Genomic DNA, 17,502 nt, shown 5'->3' on the forward strand with positions numbered 1-17,502 from the left:
TTATCCGATGTGTGGCAGGGCGGTGCCGGCGAGGTAGTGGCCGATGCGCAGGGCCATCGAGCGGTCCATCGGCAGCGTCTCGACCTCGGCACAGGGCACCCATCGGACCTCGCTTGACTCGCTGCTCGGCGTAGGCTCGCCGCTGACGGCCCGGGCGGTGAGGACGATGGAGAACTCCTGACGGGCCTCACCGTTGGAGGTGTAGAGAATCACGTGGCGAGGGTCGGTGTAGGTGCCGACGAGGCCGGTGATCTCACAAACGATGCCGGTCTCTTCGAGGGTCTCGCGTACAGCGGCGTGGGGGAGGGATTCGCCGAGGTCGATGGCACCACCGGGGACGGCCCAGTTGCCGTTGTCGCTACGGCGGATCATGAGGATGTCTCCGGCGTCGTTGGTGACGACGACGTTGACGGACGGGACCAGGCTGTTCGGTTTGGGTGCGTCAGAGTCGTCGTAATAGTCAATCCGGCGGGCCACGATCACGACCCTACCGGCGTGGCCTGCTCCCACACCCGCTCGAAACTCTCCGTGTAGGTGGTGACCATGTCCCCGCCTAACACCTTGCGCAGGTGCAGGACGGGGGCGTTGCCGGCGGGCACGCCGTACACGTGGGTGTTGACGAGCAGTTGATCGTCGCCGCGGTAGATGGAGTTGTACAGCACCGTGGAGTGAAGCCGGATCTCCACGCCGGCAAGGCCGCGGATGGGTCGGTAGAGCACGAGGGCGTTGCGAATCCTGGCGGCCATGCCGTCGTCGACCCCTTCGTCCGCGCCGCGCTGGGCGACCTGGGGGCTGTCGGGGTCGCCGAGCAGAATCCGCACCCTCACTCCGGCTGCGGCCTTCTCGGCGAGCATGCGCACGATGCCGGCGTCGTCAGCGAGGAACAGCCCGCTGTAGACGAGGATACCGATCTCGTTTTGGGCCTGGGCGAACAGACGTCCCCAGGCGTCCCGAGGGACGGCCCAGCGGTGCGGGTAGACAGTGACGATTTCGCTCTCGGACGCCGATGCCACCTGTTCCCGCGTCAGGGCCTCGGGCCACAGGTAACTCTCGTCCATCCCCAGGTGGGTGGCGACGGCGTACCGGTGCTTTCGGTACGGTGCGCGGCCTTTGGTGATCCAGCGTTCGACGGTCTTGGGGTCCACCTGGATCGCGGTCGCCAGCTCGGCGATGCTCACCCCGCGTTCCAGAAGGGCCGCGCGTAGTCGCTCGTTGGCCATTTCACCTGCCGCGTCGGGACGTCCAAGGACGTGGCAATCGTAGACGGGACGTCTTGAACATGTCCCGTCGTGTAGTGATCTCGTCCTGCCCTTCCGTCGCACTCTCGGTGTCACAACGCACCACTACCTGCGACGGAAGGAGAACAGACCATGACAGAGAGCACGATTACCCCACCGGAGGAGAGCCCCGGCTGCGTCTGCGGCGCGCTCCTGGAGCCCGGACAGATCCACTGCAGCAAGTGCCTGGCCCGTCAGCGCTGGGAGCGGCGCGAGAAGGCCCGGCGTAGGGCCGCTCGGCGTCGCGCCATCACCCGCCGTCCCCCGCGTGGTCCGCTCGGCGCCGCCGCCCTGGGGGTGATCTGGTCGTGAGCGCGCTGCCTCTGATCATCGCCCTGGCGCTCAGCGCGGTCGTAGCCGTCGGCTTCGTGGCGGTCCTGGTTGGGATCCGGCGGGAGGACAAGGCTATGCGCGGCGGGGTCACCTCCGGGGATGCGTCCGCGCGGCTGGCCCGCCATGTCACCGGCTTAACGGTCCGGGACGGCGGTCCTAACTCTCGGATCGCTGAGACAAGGTCGCTTCGACTCGTGCCAGGCGTCCCGCCAGGTCCTGTACGGCGGTGCGTAGCGCGATGACCTCGCTCGCCAAGTCGCCCGCCGGCCCTGGGTCGGTGTCCGGGACGTCTTCCCGGACGAACACGCCCTTGCCCTGCTGGCCGATGACCAGGCCCTCGGTCCGCAAGATCCCGACCGCGAGCTTCACGACGCTGAGTGAGGCGTCGTACTGCGCGGCGAGCTGGGTGGTCGACGGCAACGGGGAGCCGGGCGGCAGAGATCCGCCGCGGATCTGCTCGCGCAGATCGTCGGCGATCTGGAGGTAACCGGGCCGTCCCGTCTTCTTGACCATCCCTCTCCTGCCCTGAGGGCCTACGTGCCCACATGACATCTCAGCACAGGAAGACGACCAAGCCAACCGAGAGAACATTGACAACCAGGCCAACCTAGTTAACTATGTTGGCATCGAGCTAAGGAGGTTCACACATGCGCACCATTCCGATCCCGGTCGACGTGACCAAACTGCAGTTCGTCTGCGTCCGCGCACCCCGCCCGCGCGTCCTCAACCAGGACACCGGTGAGATCAAGACCGACAAGAACGGCAACACCGTCTACGAGATCGTCCTGTCGGTGGAGGACGAGTTCGGCCGGATCGAACTCGTCAAAGTCGGCACCTCCGGCGAGCCCCAGGTGGCCGCCGGGCAGGACGTCAACCCGGTCGGCCTGGTCGGCTACGTCTGGGAGATGTCCCGGGGCGGCGAGGCCCGCTGGGGCATCAGCTACCGGGCCAGCTCGATCGTCCCGGCAGGGGTGACCGCCCATGCGTGACGCCCTGCTGATCCTGCTCGCGGGCCTGGCCGCTTCGGCGGCCGGCCTGTGGGCCTGGCGGCACCTGCACTACCGGTCGTACTGGCTGCTCGTCGGTTTCCCGCTCATGGCCGTCACGATCTGGGCGACCTGGCGCAAGGTCGCCCTCGGCTGCGGCCTGACCAAGAAGCGGCAACGCTGGTGGTTCACCACCGTCCCCGGCGCCATCGCCTCAACCGGAATCGTGAGGGTACGGCGGCGCTTCCAGCGGGTCGCGGTCGACACCAAACCGTTCATGTGGCTACCCCGCCCGACCCGGCACGGCTGGCGCGTCACCGTCCACACCCTGGAAGGGCAGATCCCCGCCGACTACGCCCAGGCCGCCGAACGGCTCGCGCACTCCTGGGGGGTCCACGCCGTACGGGTCTCCTCCCCTGGGCCCGGTCGCGTAGTCCTGGCCTCCACCGTGCGGGACCCACTCGTCCGGCTCGACCACCTCCCGGCCGCGGGCGAGCTCCTCACCGTCAACGTCGGGCGGCTGGAGACCGGTGGGCTGTGGACGATCGACTTCCGGATTGTCCCGCACTGGATCAACGCCGGAGCCACTCAATCGGGCAAGTCCAACCTCGCCAACGCCCTGCTGGTCGGGCTCGCCCCGCAACCGGTCGCCCTGGTCGGCATCGACCTCAAAGGCGGCGTCGAGTTCACCCCGTACGCACCCCGCCTGTCGGCCCTGGCCACCACGCGAGCCGAGAGCGTCACCTTGCTCGATGACCTGACGGCCGTGATGGTCGACCGGATGGGGATGTGCCGTACGGCCGGCGCCCGCAACATCTGGCAGCTGCCGCCCGGAGTCCGTCCGCTCCCAGTGGTGGTGCTCGTGGATGAGCTGGCCGAGCTGTACCTGATGGCCGACAAGTCCGAGAAAGACGAGATCGCCCACATCTCCACCGTACTGCTGCGCATCGCTCAGCTCGGGCGGGCATTCGGCATCTACCTGTTCCTGTCCGGCCAGCGGATCGGCTCCGACCTCGGCCCCGGCGTCACCGCCCTCCGCGCCCAGTGCTCCGGGCGGATCTGCCACCGAGTCAACGATCCCGAGACGGCGACCATGACCCTCGGCGACCTCGACCCCGCCGCCCTGGTCTCCGCCCGCGCCATCCCCGCCGAGACCCCCGGCGTCGCGATCGTCGCCTCCCAGGACGGCCAGTGGTACCGCGCCCGCTCCTTCCACGTCTCCGAGCAGACCGCAGAACACACCGCCCGGCACTGGTCCCAGCTCACACCCGCGTGGGCCGAGATCGCCCAGCCCGGCCGCGCCACCAGCCTTGACAAGGCCGAGCTGTCTGACCTGCTGTTCGCCTGACCGAGAAAGGGGGTAACGATGCGACGCCTCGCCTCATGGCTGCTCGACACCGGGCCGGTTCTCGTCCTGGCCGCCATCGCGGGTGCCGGATCGTTCACCCACATCCGCGACACCGCCACCGACCACGGACAGACCGGCTGGATGTCGTGGGCCGTGGCCGTCTGCGTCGACCTCACCTGCGTCATGGCCGCCCGCGAACGCCAGCGGGACAAGAAGACCGGCCGCCAACGGACCGGCCTCGTGTCCTGGCCAACGCTCGTCCTGGCCGGCGGGATCGTGTTGTCCCTGGCTGCCAACCTGCACCAGGCCGAACCGACCGTGTGGGGCTGGCTGACGGCCGCCACCCCTGCCGGTGCGTTCCTCATCGCCGTCTCGATGCTCGAACGCCGCGCCGCCGCCCTTCGTCCCGCGCCGTCCGCGCCCGTCCTGACCGTCGATGCCGTCCCGTCCTCACCGTCCCCCTCCCCCGCGCTCGTCCCGGCCACGCAGGACGGGCAGGACGGCGAGCCGGGACCGTCCCCGGCACTGGTCGACTACGCCCGCCGCGTCGCCGACGAGCACGAGGCCAAGCACGGCAAGCCGATCACCCGCGACCTGCTGCGCGCACGTCTGGGCGTGTCCAACCAGCTCGCCTCCGACCTGCTGCGCACCCTGCGCACCGCATCCGAACCCGTCTGACGAAAGGAGATCACCACATGACCAACGACGACCACCGTTCCGCCCTCACCACCGGACTCCGCGCCCTGGCCGACTTCCTGGACGCCAACCCGGCCGTCCCCATCCCGTACTCGGTCAACGTCCTGCACTTCCCGCCCCGCGCCACCGATGCCGAGATATGCGCCGACGTCGACCACATTGCCGAACTGCTCGGCATATCGATCGACCCGCGCGAGCGCGAGTCCGGCCACTACGCCGCTTCGGTCCGCTTCGGCCCCGTCGAGTACCGGGCCGTGGCCATCCTCGCGGCCCGGCGCGCCCAGTACGAGGCCGAACGCAGCTACGAGGGCTGCATCCAGCCCGACCCCATCCCCGACCAGAACGCGGCGCACGCCGCCTGACCACGAAAGGAGGTGACGCCCATGCCCGACACCGAGCAGGCCCCGCCCGCGACTCCGGTGCCGATCACGCCGCGTCGGTGGCAGTGCTGCCACTGCGGCGGAGGCGGCCTGGACTCCTACGGCGAGACCTGCGGCCACTGTGACGGGCTCGGCTTCTGCTGAACCCCGTCAGCGCCCCCGGCCTGGCCGTACATCCGCCAAGACAACCGCCAGGTCGGGGGCCATCCCTTCACCCATCGAGCGAAAGGAGGTCTCCATCTTGCCCGTTACCCCCGCCAATGCGCACGCCATCCGCGGTGCCATCGCCCGGCTCAACGACCCCAACTGCTCCCGCTTCGCCTCCCAGATCCGCCACACGGGCGGCTGCCGACAGCCGATCCACTTGCGCGGCAAGGTCGAACATTGGGACAGGGCCACCGGGACCCTGCTGCACCGCTACAGCACCCGCCTCGAACCCGACGGCATCCTGCGCGTACCGTGCAAGACCCGCCGCGCCTCCCGCTGCCCCGCCTGCGCCGAGACCTACCGCGCCGACACCTACCACCTCATCCGCGCCGGCCTCATCGGCGGCAAAGGCGTCCCCGCATCGGTGACCGCGCACCCGTGCCTGTTCGTCACCCTCACCGCGCCGTCCTTCGGCCCGGTCCACACCCGCAGGCAGCACAACGGGAGCGTCCTGCCCTGCCACCCCCGACGCGACGCCGAAACCTGCCCACACGGGCGCGTCCTGTCCTGCACGGTTCTGCATGGGCCCGAGGCTGACTGCCTCGGCGAGCCGCTATGCCCCGACTGCTACGACTACACCGGCTCAGTGCTGTTCAACGCGGTCGCGCCGCTGCTGTGGAAGCGCTTCGCCGACGCCCTGCGCCGGCACCTGGCCAAGCTCGGCGGCCTAACCCTCCGCGACATGCGTGACCAGCTCGTCGTCTCCTTCGCCAAGGTCGCTGAATACCAGCGGCGCGGCGTCGTCCACCTGCACGCCGTGATCCGCCTCGACGGACCGGCCGGACCCATCTCACCGCCCCCAGCCTGGGCCACGCTCGACCTGCTCACCCAAGCCGTCCAGCACGCCGCCTCCGTGGTCACGGCCAAAGTGCCCGCGTACGATTACCAACCGGAACGGGTACTCCGTTGGGGCACGCAACTCGACGCCCGCCCGATCACCCTTGACGGTGAGCTGACCGACCAGGCCGTAGCCGGGTATGTCGCCAAGTACGCGACTAAGGCCGCCGAATGCGTCGGCACCCTCGACCGGCGCATCGTCCCCAGCGAGGACCTGGCCGCCCTGCCCGTCCGAGACCACGCCCGACGGCTCATCGCCGAATGCCTCCGCCTCGGCGCCATCGGGGAACTGGCCGAACTCCGACTGATCCACTGGGCGCACATGCTCGGCTTCCGCGGCCACTTCTCCACCCGATCCCGCCGCTACTCCACCACGCTCGGCGGCATCCGCACCGACCGGCAGAATCACGCTCGCAACGAGGACATCACCACCGGCCGCCTGCCCCTCCTGGACGAGGACATCGTCCTCGTCATCAGCGAATGGGAGTACGCCGGAAAGGGCTACTCCCCCGGTGACGCCCTCGTCGCCGCGCTCACGGGTTCACCGATGCTGCCATCGCAGTCACTAGTCGGGAATGACGCCCGATGAAGCGCAACGACCGACTCCTGACCGTGCCTGAAGTACTTGCTGAGCTGGGCGGCGTTTCCCGCCGGACCTTCTACCGCTGGCGTGAGCTCGGCCACGCGCCCAAGTGTGTGAAGCTCCCCAATGGGGAGCTCCGCGTCTGGTGGAGCGATCTCGCAGCCTGGCTGGAATCCCTCCGGGAGGCGGCGTGAACACCTCCTATGACGTGAAGCTCTGGGACATCCGGCCGAACCGGACCAGCAAAGCGCCCTCCTACATCGTTCGTTGGAAGGTAGGCCCCAAGGAGAAGTCCAAGGCCTTTCGGACCAAGGCCCTGGCCGAGAGCTTCCTGTCTGACCTCCGCCAAGCATCTAAGCGCGGTGAGACCTTCGACCTGGAAACAGGGCTTCCCGTCTCCCTGGTGAAGGTCAAGCAGGCCGTCACCTGGTTCGCCTTCGTCCTTGCCTACATCGATATGAAGTGGCCGCACGCTGCGGCGAAAACCCGAGACAGCCTGACTGACGCTCTCGCGACGGTGACGCCCGCCCTCGTCGACGAGGAAGCCCCTGGCAAGCCGGATCTGATGGTCCTGAGGGAAGCGCTGCGCCAGTACGTTCTTCCCCCAGCATCTCGGCAACTGGAGCGTCCTGCGGGCATCACGGTGGCTGTCGCGTGGCTCGAACGTCACTCGCTCGCCGTGGCCGACTTGGCGAAGGTTCGAAACGTGCGGCTCGGCCTCGATGCCCTGACACTTCGACTCGACGGCGGGGCGGCTGCGGCTACCACGATCGCCCGGAAGCGCTCAGTCTTCTACAACGTGCTCCAATACGCCGTGGACCTGGAAGAGCTGCCCTCGAACCCGATAGACAAGGTGAAGGCGTGGAAGCCGCCGAAAGTCCGTGAGGTTGTCGATCGGCGGGTAGTAGTCAACCCGACCCAGGCTCGGGAGCTACTCACCGCAGTGACCTACGCGGGCCGCCTCGACCGTGGTCGGCACCTTCGAGCCTTCTTCGCCTGCCTCTACTTCGCCGGCCTCCGACCCGCTGAAGCGCTCGGCCTCCGCATGCAGGACTGTCACTTGCCGAAGTCGGGGTGGGGGCGCCTGGTCCTGGCGAAGTCCAAGCCTCAGGCGAACAAGCGATGGACCGACAGTGGTGAGGCACACGACGACCGCGGCCTGAAGCACCGCGCACAAGATGAGGGTCGTCCGGTCCCTATTCCACCTGAGCTGGTGACCATCCTCCGCGAGCACATCGAAGAGTTCGGGATCCACGATGACGGGCGCCTGTTCCGTACATCGAGGGGCGGTGTGATCTCCATCGGAACGTACTGCGCGACGTGGCAGAAGGCGCGAACCCTTGCCTTCACGCCGGAACAGGTCGCCTCCCCGCTGGCGGCCCGGCCATACGACCTACGACACGCTGCGGTCTCGCTTTGGTTGAACGCGGGGGTAGCCGCTCCCGAGGTCGCGGAACGCGCCGGGCATGGCGTGGATGTGCTGCTCAGGGTCTACGCCAAGTGCATCGATGGCGGGGTTGAGGTAGCCAACCGCCGAATCGAGGAAGCTCTAAACTAGCGATCATAGCGAATCGAAGGGCCTCGCTCATGCCAAGGCCATTTTGTTTTTCTTTCCCGCATACTCCCGCACTTGCCTTCGCAATCCCCGCAGCGGCGGCATAGAAAGCGCAATCAATCCCCTTTTCACGATCCACGGACCGTGCCCTGCTATCAAGGAAGGTCTATGGCATCACTATCGGGTTCTTCGTCCGGTTCGCTTGTCTCGTTCTGATCGGAATCCTCGTCGGCAGGCTGCGAGTCGGCTTGTGGCGCGGGCTGGAGTGGCAACTGTAGCCCTGGTGCTTGAGCTGGCAATCCTGTAGGCGGCTGAGACCAGAGCGCAACTTCGCTGAAGTCGACCTGGGCACCGGAGAACCCGGCATCGTCGAAAGAAACCGCGCCGCCGGAGAAACTCGCATCCTCGAAAGAGACGGTGCCGCCGGAAAACTCCGCGAGGTCGAAGGAGACGCTGGCGCCACAGAACCGCACATCAAAAAACCAGACCCTACCGCCGGAGAATTCGGCATCCGAGAAGGAAACGGTGCCGCCGGAGAACCACGCACTGAGAAACGAGACGGTGCCGCCAGAGAACCGTACGTATAGCAACCAGACCGCACCGCCGGCGAATCTCGCATTCTCGAAGGAGACGGTGCCGCCGAAAAACTTCGCGAGGTCGAAGGCGACGGTGGCGCCGGAGAGCTTCGCGCCCTTGAACGAGAGCGTGCCTCCGGAGAACCGTGCGCCGTGGAACGAGACAGTGCCGTCGGAGAGTTTCGCGCTGTGGAACGAGACAGTGCCGTCAGAGAGTTTCGCGCGCTGGAACGAGGCCATGCTGCCGGAGAACTCCGCGTAGCCGAACGAGACCTGACTGCCAGTGAACCACGCCTTCTCGAAGGAGATCGTGCCGTCAGAGAACTTCGCGCGGTCGAACGAGACCTGGCCTCCCGAGAACTTCGCGGCGTCGAAGCAGACCATACCGCCAGAGAACTTCGCGCGGTCGAACGAGACCTGGCCTCCCGAGAACTTCGCGGCGTCGAAGCAGACCATACCGCCAGAGAACTTCGCGCGGTCGAACGAGACCTGGCCTCCGGAGAACACCACGCCGGACAAGTCGGTGACATCGTCGAAGACGACTCCGGTGAAGTCGAAGTCGTGACCGTGCCAGGGGACAGCGGCATCGCGGCGGAGGTGGGCGGCGATCAGACGGAGAATGGTGGCGCGTACCTCCCGCATTGCTCGCCAGGCGGCATGCGCGGCGGGGTCCTGATCGGCCACAGGTTCGGGTTCGGGCGGCATGCGCAGGTAGGCGCACAGCACGTCGATGCACATCTGGCGACCGCCCTGCCAGTCGTCGGCGAGGGCAGCCAGGGCGTGCACGCCGGCCAGGCGGACTGGAGAGGCGTTGGAGCCGAGTTTGTCGGTGGCCTTGTCAAAGCGTTCGGCATACAGCTTCGTGTCCTCGCGCCGGGCCGCTTCTCTCGCGCGCTGGTTTTGCTCCCGGGCACGGTGATTCTCTTCCTCTGCCAACCATTGTTTGCGGTAAGCGACGACCAAGGCGACGGCGCCGCCGATGCCGCCGACCACGGCCAGCGAGATCTTGACGATCTCCAGCAGGTTGGTGGTGTCGAGCGTGACCTTGGACGGCAGCCCGATCCAGGCCAGCGCGGCAGCCAGCAAGGCACCGGCGAGGAGGGTGGCGGCGACCAAGGTGAGAGCCAGAGCGCGTCGGAAGTCCATTAGCCCACGGGGCTCAGCGAGGCCCTTGGGGTGGGGTGTGCGGCGAGGCAGGGGGAGTAGACGCGTCAGGCGCGGAAGTTGGCGGGGGAGGCGCGGCATGTTTCCTACGATGCCGGGCCGGTTCCGGGACGGAAGGAGATCGGGAAGGTTGTTGGCGGATCGTTCCCCACCATGCCTGACGGCATGGAAACATCCCAACGAGCAAGTTGCGTCCCCGGCGAGGTGACCTCTACGTGCCACAGATCAACTAGGGCGCGACCTGGGCAGACCCTCTCAAGATCATCCCGTGAATATAACGTGGACAGCGGCCGAGGGCTGCTCAGGGTGGCGTACGGCTGCGCATGGCCGGAACGATCAACGGCGTCTGAACCGAGCGAATTCGCTGGTCAGACGCCGTTTTAAGAGGCAGAGCGGAGAGCGTGGGATTCGAACCCACGAGACCGGTCACCCGGCCTAGCGGTTTTCAAGACCGCCGCCATCGTCCACTAGGCGAGCTCTCCCTGGCGGCGCCTCGTTCGAGGCGCCACGCCGCAGACTAGTCTCTCACCGCCCCGGACGTGACCGCGACCGGTGAAAAAGATCAGTCGATGGTGCTACAGGTGATCCGGGATCTCGGAGAACTTGCGCTCCGCCAGTGCCTGCGGGCCGGCGAAGCCGTCGCCGACGGAGGCGGCCAGGCGGAGGTAGGCGTCCCGGGTGGCCTGCTGGAGCCGGTCGAGGTCGATCTCCGCTCCCTCCTCCAGGTGCGGGTCGTACGGCACGCGGACGACCGTACGGCAGCGGGCGGCGAAGTGGGCCTCCAGCTTGTCGAGATCGACCGTCGACTTCGACCGCGGCCGTACGCTGCAGAGCACCACGGTGGCGGACCGGACGAGGTCGCCGTAGTGATGCGCCTCCAGCCAGTCCAGCGTGGCCGAGGCCGCGCGGGCGCCGTCCACCGAGGGCGAGCTGACCAGCACGATCTGGTCGGCCATGCCCAGCACGCCCGACATGGCCGAGTGGAGGAGCCCCGTGCCGCAGTCGGTGATGCAGATGGAGTAGAAGTTCTCCAGCACCTGCGCCACCGAGTGGTAGTCCTTGGCGCTGAAGGCCTCCGACACCGACGGGTCGCGGTCGGACGCCAGGATCTCCAGCCGCGAGGGCGTCTGCGAGGTGAAGGCCCGGATGTCCACATATCGATTGATCTGGGCGCGTTCGTTCAGCAGGTCGCGTACGGTCGCCGACGTCTCCAGCTCCACCTTGTCGGAAAGCGTTCCACGGTCCGGGTTGGCGTCGACGGCGATGACGCGGTCACCGCGCACCTGCGCGAGCGTGGCGCCCAGGCCGACGGTCGTCGTGGTCTTGCCCACCCCGCCCTTGAGGCTGAGCACCGCGACCCGGTGATGCCCCGTCGCGACCGGCGTACGGGCGCGCTGGACGAGTTCGCGGCGGCGCCGCACCTCCGGGGCCTCTCCCGGCTTGATCAGCCCGGCGGAGGCCTTATAGACCAACCGCCGCCAGCCCGTCGCGGGAGCGTTCCTGCGGCCGCGCAGGAGGACGACCGGGTCGAGACTGTCGGCGTTCGGCTTGGACCCCGCCGTCTTGGACCCCGCCGTCTTGGGACCTGTGGCGCGCGCCGGTGAGTTGAACGCGGAGACGGGCGGAGCGGGCCGCCGCGGCGACTGGTACGCCTCCCGCTCCGCGAAGGCGTCCCGCTCCGGGACAGCCGGAGCATCCGGGATGACCGGAGCGGCCTCGGCGGTGGAGCGAGGCGGGACGGCGGAACGAGCGGGGGCGGTGGGGTAGGCGGAGGCGGCGGGGCGTTCCGGAGCCGGTTCGGGAGCCACGACGGGCTCCGGCGCCACGGCCTGCTCGGGCGCGAGGGCCGCCGCCGGGCCCGGCTCGTACGGCTTGCGCTCCTCGGCCGCCAGGTCGTCCCGTAGCGAGCCGGTGAAGCGGTCATCCGTACGCTCCGACCGCAGAGAGCCGGTGAAGCGGTCATCCGTACGCTCGGACCGTAGCGAGCCGGTGAAGCGATCGTCGGTGTGCTCGGACCGCAGGGAGCCGGTGAAGCGATCGTCCGTACGCTCGGACCGCGGGGGTGCGAACGACGACGAGGCCTCCGAAGGGGCCGGAGGCTCCTCCGGCTCGGCATCGGTGGCGTCCTCCTGCCTGACGGCCTCGACCGGCACCGCCGGCTCCAGCCAGCCCCGCAGCGGCTCCTTCGACGCGGACGGCGAGTCCGGCGTGTGACGCTTGCGCGTCTCGGTGTCCGAGAATGCCCCGATGTTGTAGGAGTCGGTGTCCACGGGCGACGAGAACGCGCCACGCCCGAAGGCCCCTCCAGACGGGTTGGAGTGGTCGTCGCCGTCCTCCTCCTCGTCCCGGCTCGCGGCCGGAGACTCCGGCGCCGGCGCGTCCACCGCATCGCCGAGCTGCGGAGCGCTGACGGGCCCGGTCGACGTCCCCAGCGGCGTGCCGAAGGACGCGGTCGGCGTCCCGAAGGAACTGTACGATTCCCCGCTCTCCGTCTCCGTACTTCTGAACGAGGAGAACCGCACGGGCCCGGTGGAGGACTCCACCGACGGGCCCTCTTCCCGCTCCTCAGTCACGGCTGAGGGTTCATCGGAGCGTTCCGGCGGCGTGACGAAGGCCGTTTCGCCATATCCGGTGTCGTTCCCGTATCCCGAGTCGGTTCCATATCCCGAATCGGTGCCGTATCCGTAGTCGTACGCCGAGGTTGCGGCATTGTCGCCGCCCTGATCACCCGAGCCGTACGCGGCGGAACCGCCGAAACCGGACTCGCGGATCGGGCCGGTGGACGACGCCTCCCGGGCCTCGGCGTCCTCCTGGACCGGTGCGCCGTACGCGGACTCGGTCGTGGCGCGGAACAGCCCGCCGGACGCGGGCTCGGCCGGGACGAGGCTCCAGGGGTCGGCGGGGTACGGCGAGGCGGGCTCGGGCTCGGCGGCGGGCGAGGGTGGTGGAGAGGCGAGGGTCGCGGACGTGACCGCGCTCACCGCTATCTCGACCTCGTCGGGCATCTCCTTGATCGCGTCCAGCCACGCGAGCTGGTCCTCCAGAGAATGGGGATCCTCACGATCATGTCTCGCCACCGAGTACCCCCTCGGGATGGGCTTATGGGGTAGCAATCACATTGAAGATTAGCGCCACGTAATCCGGTGAATGCGGGCAACCGCCCTAGTTCTCCGTCACGCTACTTTAGGTCACATGCGCGCGATGGTGATTTCCGAACCCGGCGGACCCGAGGTTCTGGACTGGCGGGAAGTGCCCGATCCACGTCCCGCCCCAGGTGAGGTGGTCATCGACGTCGCCGCCTCGGCCGTCAACCGGGCCGACCTCCTCCAGCGGCGCGGCCTCTATCCGCCGCCGCCCGGCGCCTCGGAGATCCCCGGTCTCGAGTGCTCCGGAGTGGTCGCCGAGGTCGGCGGGAACGTTCCGGGTATCGCCCCCGGCGACCGGGTCTGCGCCCTGCTCGCGGGTGGCGGGTACGCCGAGCGGGTGGCCGTCCCGTGGCAGCAGGTCATGCCGGTGCCCGAGGGGCTCCCGCTCGACGAGGCGGCCGCGCTGCCCGAGGTCGCCTGCACGGTCTGGTCGAACGTCTTCATGACCGCCCGCCTGCGGAAGGGCGAGACGCTTCTCGTCCATGGCGGCGCGAGCGGCATCGGCACGATGGCGATCCAGCTCGCCAAGGCGTACGGCTCCCGGGTGCTGGTGACGGCGGGCTCGGCCGAGAAGATCGAGCGCTGCCGGACCCTCGGCGCGGACGAGGCGGTGAACTACCGCGAGGAGGACTTCGCCGAGCGGTTCGAGGGCCGGGCCGACGTCATCCTCGACATCATCGGCGCGAAGTACCTGGCCGGGAACCTCCGGGCCCTCGCCACCGGCGGCAGGCTGGTGGTCATCGGCATGCAGGGCGGCGCCAAGGGCGAGCTCGACCTCGGGGCGCTGCTCGCCAAGCGGGCGGCGATCCACGCGACCGGGCTGCGCCACCGCCCGGTGGACGACAAGGGCGTGATCTGCCGGGGCGTCGTGGAGAGCGTCTGGCCGCTGGTCACCGCCGGGGCCGTACGGCCCGTGGTGCACGAGCGGATTCCGCTCGGCCAGGCCGGACGGGCGCACCGCCTGCTCGAGGAGGGGGCCCACGTCGGAAAGCTGCTGCTGGTCAGGTGAGCTAGGTTGGGTCGGGTGAGCACCGGTGTGCCCCAGCGGAGTGAGTCAGGAGTTGTAAGCGATCGATGAACGCAGACGAGAGCACGCCGCAGATCGTGGTCGTGGGCCCGCAGGGCCTGTCGGTCTCCGGCGACGGTAAGGGCGGCGAGCACGAGGAGCGCTCCGTCGCCGACCTGGTGGAGCAGCCCGCCAAGGTGATGCGGATCGGCAGCATGATCCGCCAGCTTCTGGAGGAGGTGCGCGCCGCTCCCCTCGACGACGCCAGCCGCAAGCGGCTCAAGGACATCCACCAGAGCTCGATCAAGGAGCTGGAGGAGGGTCTGGCCCCCGAGCTCGTGGAGGAGCTGGAACGGCTGTCGCTGCCGTTCAGCGACGAGAGCCCCACCCCGCCCAGCGACGCCGAGCTGAGGGTCGCGCACGCCCAGCTCGTCGGCTGGCTGGAGGGCCTGTTCCACGGCATCCAGACCACGTTGTTCGCCCAGCAGATGGCCGCGCGGGCCCAGCTCGAACAGATGCGCCGCGCCCTCCCCGGCGGCCTGAGCCAGGCCGCGGACGAGCAGGGCCACCGCGCCGGCGGCCCCTACCTGTAAGGGCCGCGAGGCCGGAAGAGGTTCTCCAGCACCACCGCGACACCGTCGTCGTTGTTGGCCGCCGTCACGTGATCGACGGCGGCCAGCACGTCCGGGTGGGCGTTCGCCACCGCGTACGACGTGCCGGCCCAGCTCAGCATCGGCAGGTCGTTCGGCATGTCGCCGAAGGCGACCACCTCCGCCGGCTTGATCCCCCGCTCCTCCGCCAGCGTGGCCAGCGCCGTCGCCTTCGTCACCCCGTACGCGCTCATCTCCAGCAGCGCCCGGCCACTGGAGTGCGTCGGGGTCACGATGTCGCCCACGATCTCCAGGGCCACGCGGACCAGTTCGTCGGGGTCCATCGCGGGATGCTGGGCGAGCAGCTTGGCGCACGGCAGGGAGGTCAGCGCGGCGGTCCCCACCTCGCGTCCGCACGACACCTCCCGGGAGTCCCAGCCGCCGAGGGCGTACGCCGCCTCGTGGGCGAAATCACCCTCGTACTCGACCGAGAAGGTCAGGCCCGGCACGTCCCGCCGGAGGCGGGCGACGCACTCCTCCAGGATGTCCGGGGCGATCAGATGCGACTCGACGATCCGCTCGGTGTGCAGGTCGTACACGAGTGCGCCGTTCGCGCAGATCGCGAGCCCGCAGTGCCCCACGGTCCCGGCGACGCTGTGCATCCACCGGGGTGGCCGCCCGGTGACGAAGACGAGGGTGCCGCCGGACTTCTCCACCCGGGCGAAGGCGGCGGCCGTACGCGATGAGATCGTTCCGTCGGTACGCAGCGCGGTGCCGTCGAGATCCGTGGCGATGAGGCGGGGGCAGGTCATAGCAGGTTCCAGTCTGCACCGTGACCCGGCACGACCACCCCTCGACCACCCCTGGTGCGAGAAATCTGCCCCAGACGTGGAACACCAACGGGCTACATAGTGTTAGATGTGAAGGCGTTGTATTAGCTGTTCCCGTAGCGAAAACCAGTTTGACTGTATGAGCCACCCGGGGAGCTGTGCGACACACCGGGGGCCACGAGGTGTGGTCCCCAAGATTCACTTCCTTAGGGAGAGCAGTAATGGCTCAGGGAACCGTCAAGTGGTTCAACGCTGAGAAGGGCTTCGGCTTCATCGCACCGGACGGCGGCGAGCCCGACGTGTTCGTGCACTTCTCCGCGATCACTGGCAGCGGCTACCGCAACCTCGAGGACGGCCAGCGGGTCGAGTTCGAGGTCATCGCCGGTCCGAAGGGTCCGCAGGCGTCGAACGTCCGTGGTCTCTGACCTGACGTGACGAAGGCGGGGCTCGCGCCTGCGAGCCCCGCCTTTCGTATATCCGGGCCCAATCGCTGGCCCGGCCGCCAGGTCTGGTACCGCTCACATGAGGAGGCCTCCGTGCGTGAAAGTTTCACGCACGGAGGCCTCTTTCGGGTCCGATCGCCGATCCGGCGAAGAGATTTACATCACTCCTGACGCCTGCCCCCACTCGGCCAATCACCCGGCACCTTCACCCGGCGCCGAAGAGGGCCGCCCGGCGGCGCGTCCCTAACGCGACACCGGCTCCAGAACGTCGAGTCCGACGTACGGCCGCAGCGCCTTGGGCACCACGACGGAGCCGTCCGCCTGCTGGTGGTTCTCCAGGATCGCCACGATCCACCGGGTGGTGGCGAGCGTGCCGTTGAGCGTGGCCACGTGCTGCGGCCTGCCGTCCTCGTCGCGGTAGCGCACCTTCAGGCGGCGGGCCTGGAAGTCGGTGCAGTTCGAGGTCGAGGTCAGCTCGCGGTAGCGGCCCTGGGTGGGCACCCAGCCCTCGCAGTCGTACTTGCGGGCCGCCGACGAGCCGAGGTCGCCGCCCGCCACGTCGATCACGCGGTAGGGGATCTCGACCTTCTCCAGCATCTCCTTCTCCCACGCGAGGAGCCGCAGGTGCTCCTCGTGCGCGTCCTCGGGACGGCAGTAGGAGAACATCTCCACCTTGTCGAACTGGTGGACGCGGATGATCCCCCGGGTGTCCTTGCCGTACGACCCCGCCTCGCGCCGGAAGCAGGACGACCACCCGGCGTACCGCATCGGCAGCGCCGCCCGGTCGAGGATCTCGTCGGAGTGGTACGCCGCCAGCGGCACCTCGCTGGTGCCGACCAGGTAGAGGTCGTCGGCCTCCAGCCGGTAGACCTCGCTCGCGTGGGCGCCGAGGAAGCCGGTGCCCTGCATCGACTCCGGCTTCACCAGCACAGGGGTGATCATCGGGGTGAAGCCCGCCTCGACCGCCTGCTGGATCGCCATGTTCAGCAGCCCGAGCTGGAGCCGCGCGCCGGCGCCCTTCAGGAAGAAGAACCGCGCGCCGGACACCTTGGCCCCGCGCTCGGTGTCGATCGCGCCGAGCAGCTCGCCCAGCTCGACGTGGTCGCGCGGCTCGAAGTCGAAGACCGGCTTCTCGCCGACCTCCTCGATGACCACGTAGTCGTCCTCGCCGCCGGGGGGCGCGCCCTCCTCGACGATGTTCGGGACGGTCATGAGCAGCTCGTCGAGCTCGCCCGCCAGCGCGGCGGCCTCGGCCTCGGCCGTCTTCACCTGCGCGGCCAGCTCCTTCGCGCGGTCGAGCAGGGCCTGGCGCTCGTCTCCGGACGCGCGGGACACCGACTTGCCGATGCTCTTCTGCTCGGCGCGCAGCGACTCGAAGTTGTTGAGCGCGGCACGGCGGCGCTCGTCGAGCGACAGCAGGGTCTCCACGACCGAGTCGTCCTCGCCGCGGACGCGCTGCGACGCCCGGAGCCGGTCCGGGTCCTCACGAAGGGTTCGCAGGTCAATCACGGCTCACAGGCTACCGGAGCCGGTGCGGCTCCCGTGT

Annotated in this window: 19 protein-coding genes and 1 tRNA gene; 12 read left to right on the forward strand and 8 right to left on the reverse strand. The window is 68.8% G+C overall.

All coding sequences use genetic code 11. From position 1 onward, the window contains the following. Both FED44_RS02860 and FED44_RS02865 read right to left on the reverse strand, forming a co-directional pair. Positions 1-477 (reverse strand): NUDIX hydrolase, encoded by a 477-nt coding sequence (locus FED44_RS02860; protein WP_138459627.1) that lies wholly within the window; start codon positions 475-477, stop codon positions 1-3. Positions 478-479: 2 nt separating this feature from the next. Next, complete coding sequence (locus FED44_RS02865; RefSeq protein ID WP_138459628.1) at positions 480-1,220, reverse strand: XRE family transcriptional regulator; 741 nt, start codon at positions 1,218-1,220, stop codon at positions 480-482. 150 nt (positions 1,221-1,370) lie between these two features. Here FED44_RS02865 and FED44_RS02870 point away from each other — a divergent pair, with 150 nt between their 5' ends. Next, complete coding sequence (locus tag FED44_RS02870) at positions 1,371-1,589, forward strand: hypothetical protein (protein ID WP_138459629.1); 219 nt, start codon at positions 1,371-1,373, stop codon at positions 1,587-1,589. A gap of 177 nt (positions 1,590-1,766) precedes the next feature. Here the strand turns inward: FED44_RS02870 and FED44_RS02880 are convergent, their stop codons facing one another. Further along, positions 1,767-2,123 (reverse strand): GntR family transcriptional regulator, encoded by a 357-nt coding sequence (locus FED44_RS02880; protein ID WP_138459631.1) that lies wholly within the window; start codon positions 2,121-2,123, stop codon positions 1,767-1,769. Positions 2,124-2,257: 134 nt separating this feature from the next. Between FED44_RS02880 and FED44_RS02885 the strand changes: the two genes are divergently transcribed. The 8 genes from FED44_RS02885 to FED44_RS02915 all read left to right on the forward strand — a co-directional run bounded on the left by FED44_RS02885 (position 2,258) and on the right by FED44_RS02915 (position 8,205). Then, a complete protein-coding gene (locus FED44_RS02885; protein WP_138459632.1) occupies positions 2,258-2,599 on the forward strand; it encodes an SCO3933 family regulatory protein in 342 nt (113 codons plus the stop codon). Next, positions 2,592-3,944 (forward strand): FtsK/SpoIIIE domain-containing protein, encoded by a 1,353-nt coding sequence (locus tag FED44_RS02890; protein ID WP_138459633.1) that lies wholly within the window; start codon positions 2,592-2,594, stop codon positions 3,942-3,944. Before FED44_RS02885 ends, FED44_RS02890 begins: the two co-directional genes overlap by 8 nt. 18 nt (positions 3,945-3,962) lie before the next feature. After that, positions 3,963-4,622: a DUF2637 domain-containing protein gene (locus FED44_RS02895; protein ID WP_138459634.1), complete on the forward strand. Its 660-nt coding sequence runs from the start codon at positions 3,963-3,965 to the stop codon at positions 4,620-4,622. A 17-nt stretch (positions 4,623-4,639) separates the two neighbouring features. Beyond that, positions 4,640-5,002 (forward strand): hypothetical protein, encoded by a 363-nt coding sequence (locus tag FED44_RS02900; protein WP_138459635.1) that lies wholly within the window; start codon positions 4,640-4,642, stop codon positions 5,000-5,002. A gap of 21 nt (positions 5,003-5,023) precedes the next feature. Beyond that, a complete protein-coding gene (locus tag FED44_RS35585; protein WP_167521370.1) occupies positions 5,024-5,164 on the forward strand; it encodes a hypothetical protein in 141 nt (46 codons plus the stop codon). A 97-nt stretch (positions 5,165-5,261) separates the two neighbouring features. Continuing rightward, positions 5,262-6,653 (forward strand): replication initiator, encoded by a 1,392-nt coding sequence (locus FED44_RS02905; RefSeq protein WP_138459636.1) that lies wholly within the window; start codon positions 5,262-5,264, stop codon positions 6,651-6,653. After that, positions 6,650-6,841 (forward strand): helix-turn-helix transcriptional regulator, encoded by a 192-nt coding sequence (locus tag FED44_RS02910; protein WP_138459637.1) that lies wholly within the window; start codon positions 6,650-6,652, stop codon positions 6,839-6,841. Before FED44_RS02905 ends, FED44_RS02910 begins: the two co-directional genes overlap by 4 nt. Continuing rightward, positions 6,838-8,205, forward strand: coding sequence for a tyrosine-type recombinase/integrase (locus FED44_RS02915; RefSeq protein WP_138459638.1), 1,368 nt, complete (start codon positions 6,838-6,840; stop codon positions 8,203-8,205). The genes FED44_RS02910 and FED44_RS02915 overlap by 4 nt, the downstream gene beginning before the upstream one ends. A 152-nt stretch (positions 8,206-8,357) precedes the next feature. Here the strand turns inward: FED44_RS02915 and FED44_RS02920 are convergent, their stop codons facing one another. From FED44_RS02920 to FED44_RS02930, 3 genes are all read right to left on the reverse strand, one after another. Continuing rightward, positions 8,358-9,893 (reverse strand): pentapeptide repeat-containing protein, encoded by a 1,536-nt coding sequence (locus FED44_RS02920; protein WP_167521371.1) that lies wholly within the window; start codon positions 9,891-9,893, stop codon positions 8,358-8,360. A gap of 441 nt (positions 9,894-10,334) precedes the next feature. Continuing rightward, positions 10,335-10,423 (reverse strand) — tRNA-Ser (locus FED44_RS02925). A 93-nt stretch (positions 10,424-10,516) separates the two neighbouring features. Next, positions 10,517-13,018 (reverse strand): nucleotide-binding protein, encoded by a 2,502-nt coding sequence (locus tag FED44_RS02930; protein WP_244301674.1) that lies wholly within the window; start codon positions 13,016-13,018, stop codon positions 10,517-10,519. Positions 13,019-13,133: 115 nt separating this feature from the next. Between FED44_RS02930 and FED44_RS02935 the strand changes: the two genes are divergently transcribed. Further along, a complete protein-coding gene (locus FED44_RS02935; RefSeq protein ID WP_138459640.1) occupies positions 13,134-14,096 on the forward strand; it encodes an NAD(P)H-quinone oxidoreductase in 963 nt (320 codons plus the stop codon). A gap of 65 nt (positions 14,097-14,161) precedes the next feature. Next, positions 14,162-14,686 (forward strand): bacterial proteasome activator family protein, encoded by a 525-nt coding sequence (locus tag FED44_RS02940; protein ID WP_117409853.1) that lies wholly within the window; start codon positions 14,162-14,164, stop codon positions 14,684-14,686. On the opposite strand, the gene FED44_RS02945 is transcribed toward FED44_RS02940, so the two are convergent. Then, entirely contained in the window at positions 14,677-15,495 is an 819-nt protein-coding gene (locus FED44_RS02945; protein ID WP_117409854.1) for an HAD family hydrolase, read from the reverse strand. The genes FED44_RS02940 and FED44_RS02945 overlap by 10 nt on opposite strands. A 239-nt stretch (positions 15,496-15,734) precedes the next feature. On the opposite strand from FED44_RS02945, the gene FED44_RS02950 reads away from it, so the two are divergent. Beyond that, complete coding sequence (locus FED44_RS02950) at positions 15,735-15,938, forward strand: cold-shock protein (protein ID WP_041952879.1); 204 nt, start codon at positions 15,735-15,737, stop codon at positions 15,936-15,938. A 261-nt stretch (positions 15,939-16,199) separates the two neighbouring features. Here the strand turns inward: FED44_RS02950 and serS are convergent, their stop codons facing one another. Next, complete coding sequence (serS, locus tag FED44_RS02955) at positions 16,200-17,465, reverse strand: serine--tRNA ligase (protein ID WP_138459641.1); 1,266 nt, start codon at positions 17,463-17,465, stop codon at positions 16,200-16,202. Between the last annotated feature and the right edge of the window lie 37 nt (positions 17,466-17,502).

The sequence above is a fragment of the Microbispora triticiradicis genome (assembly GCF_005864065.1).
Taxonomy (GTDB): domain Bacteria; phylum Actinomycetota; class Actinomycetes; order Streptosporangiales; family Streptosporangiaceae; genus Microbispora; species Microbispora triticiradicis.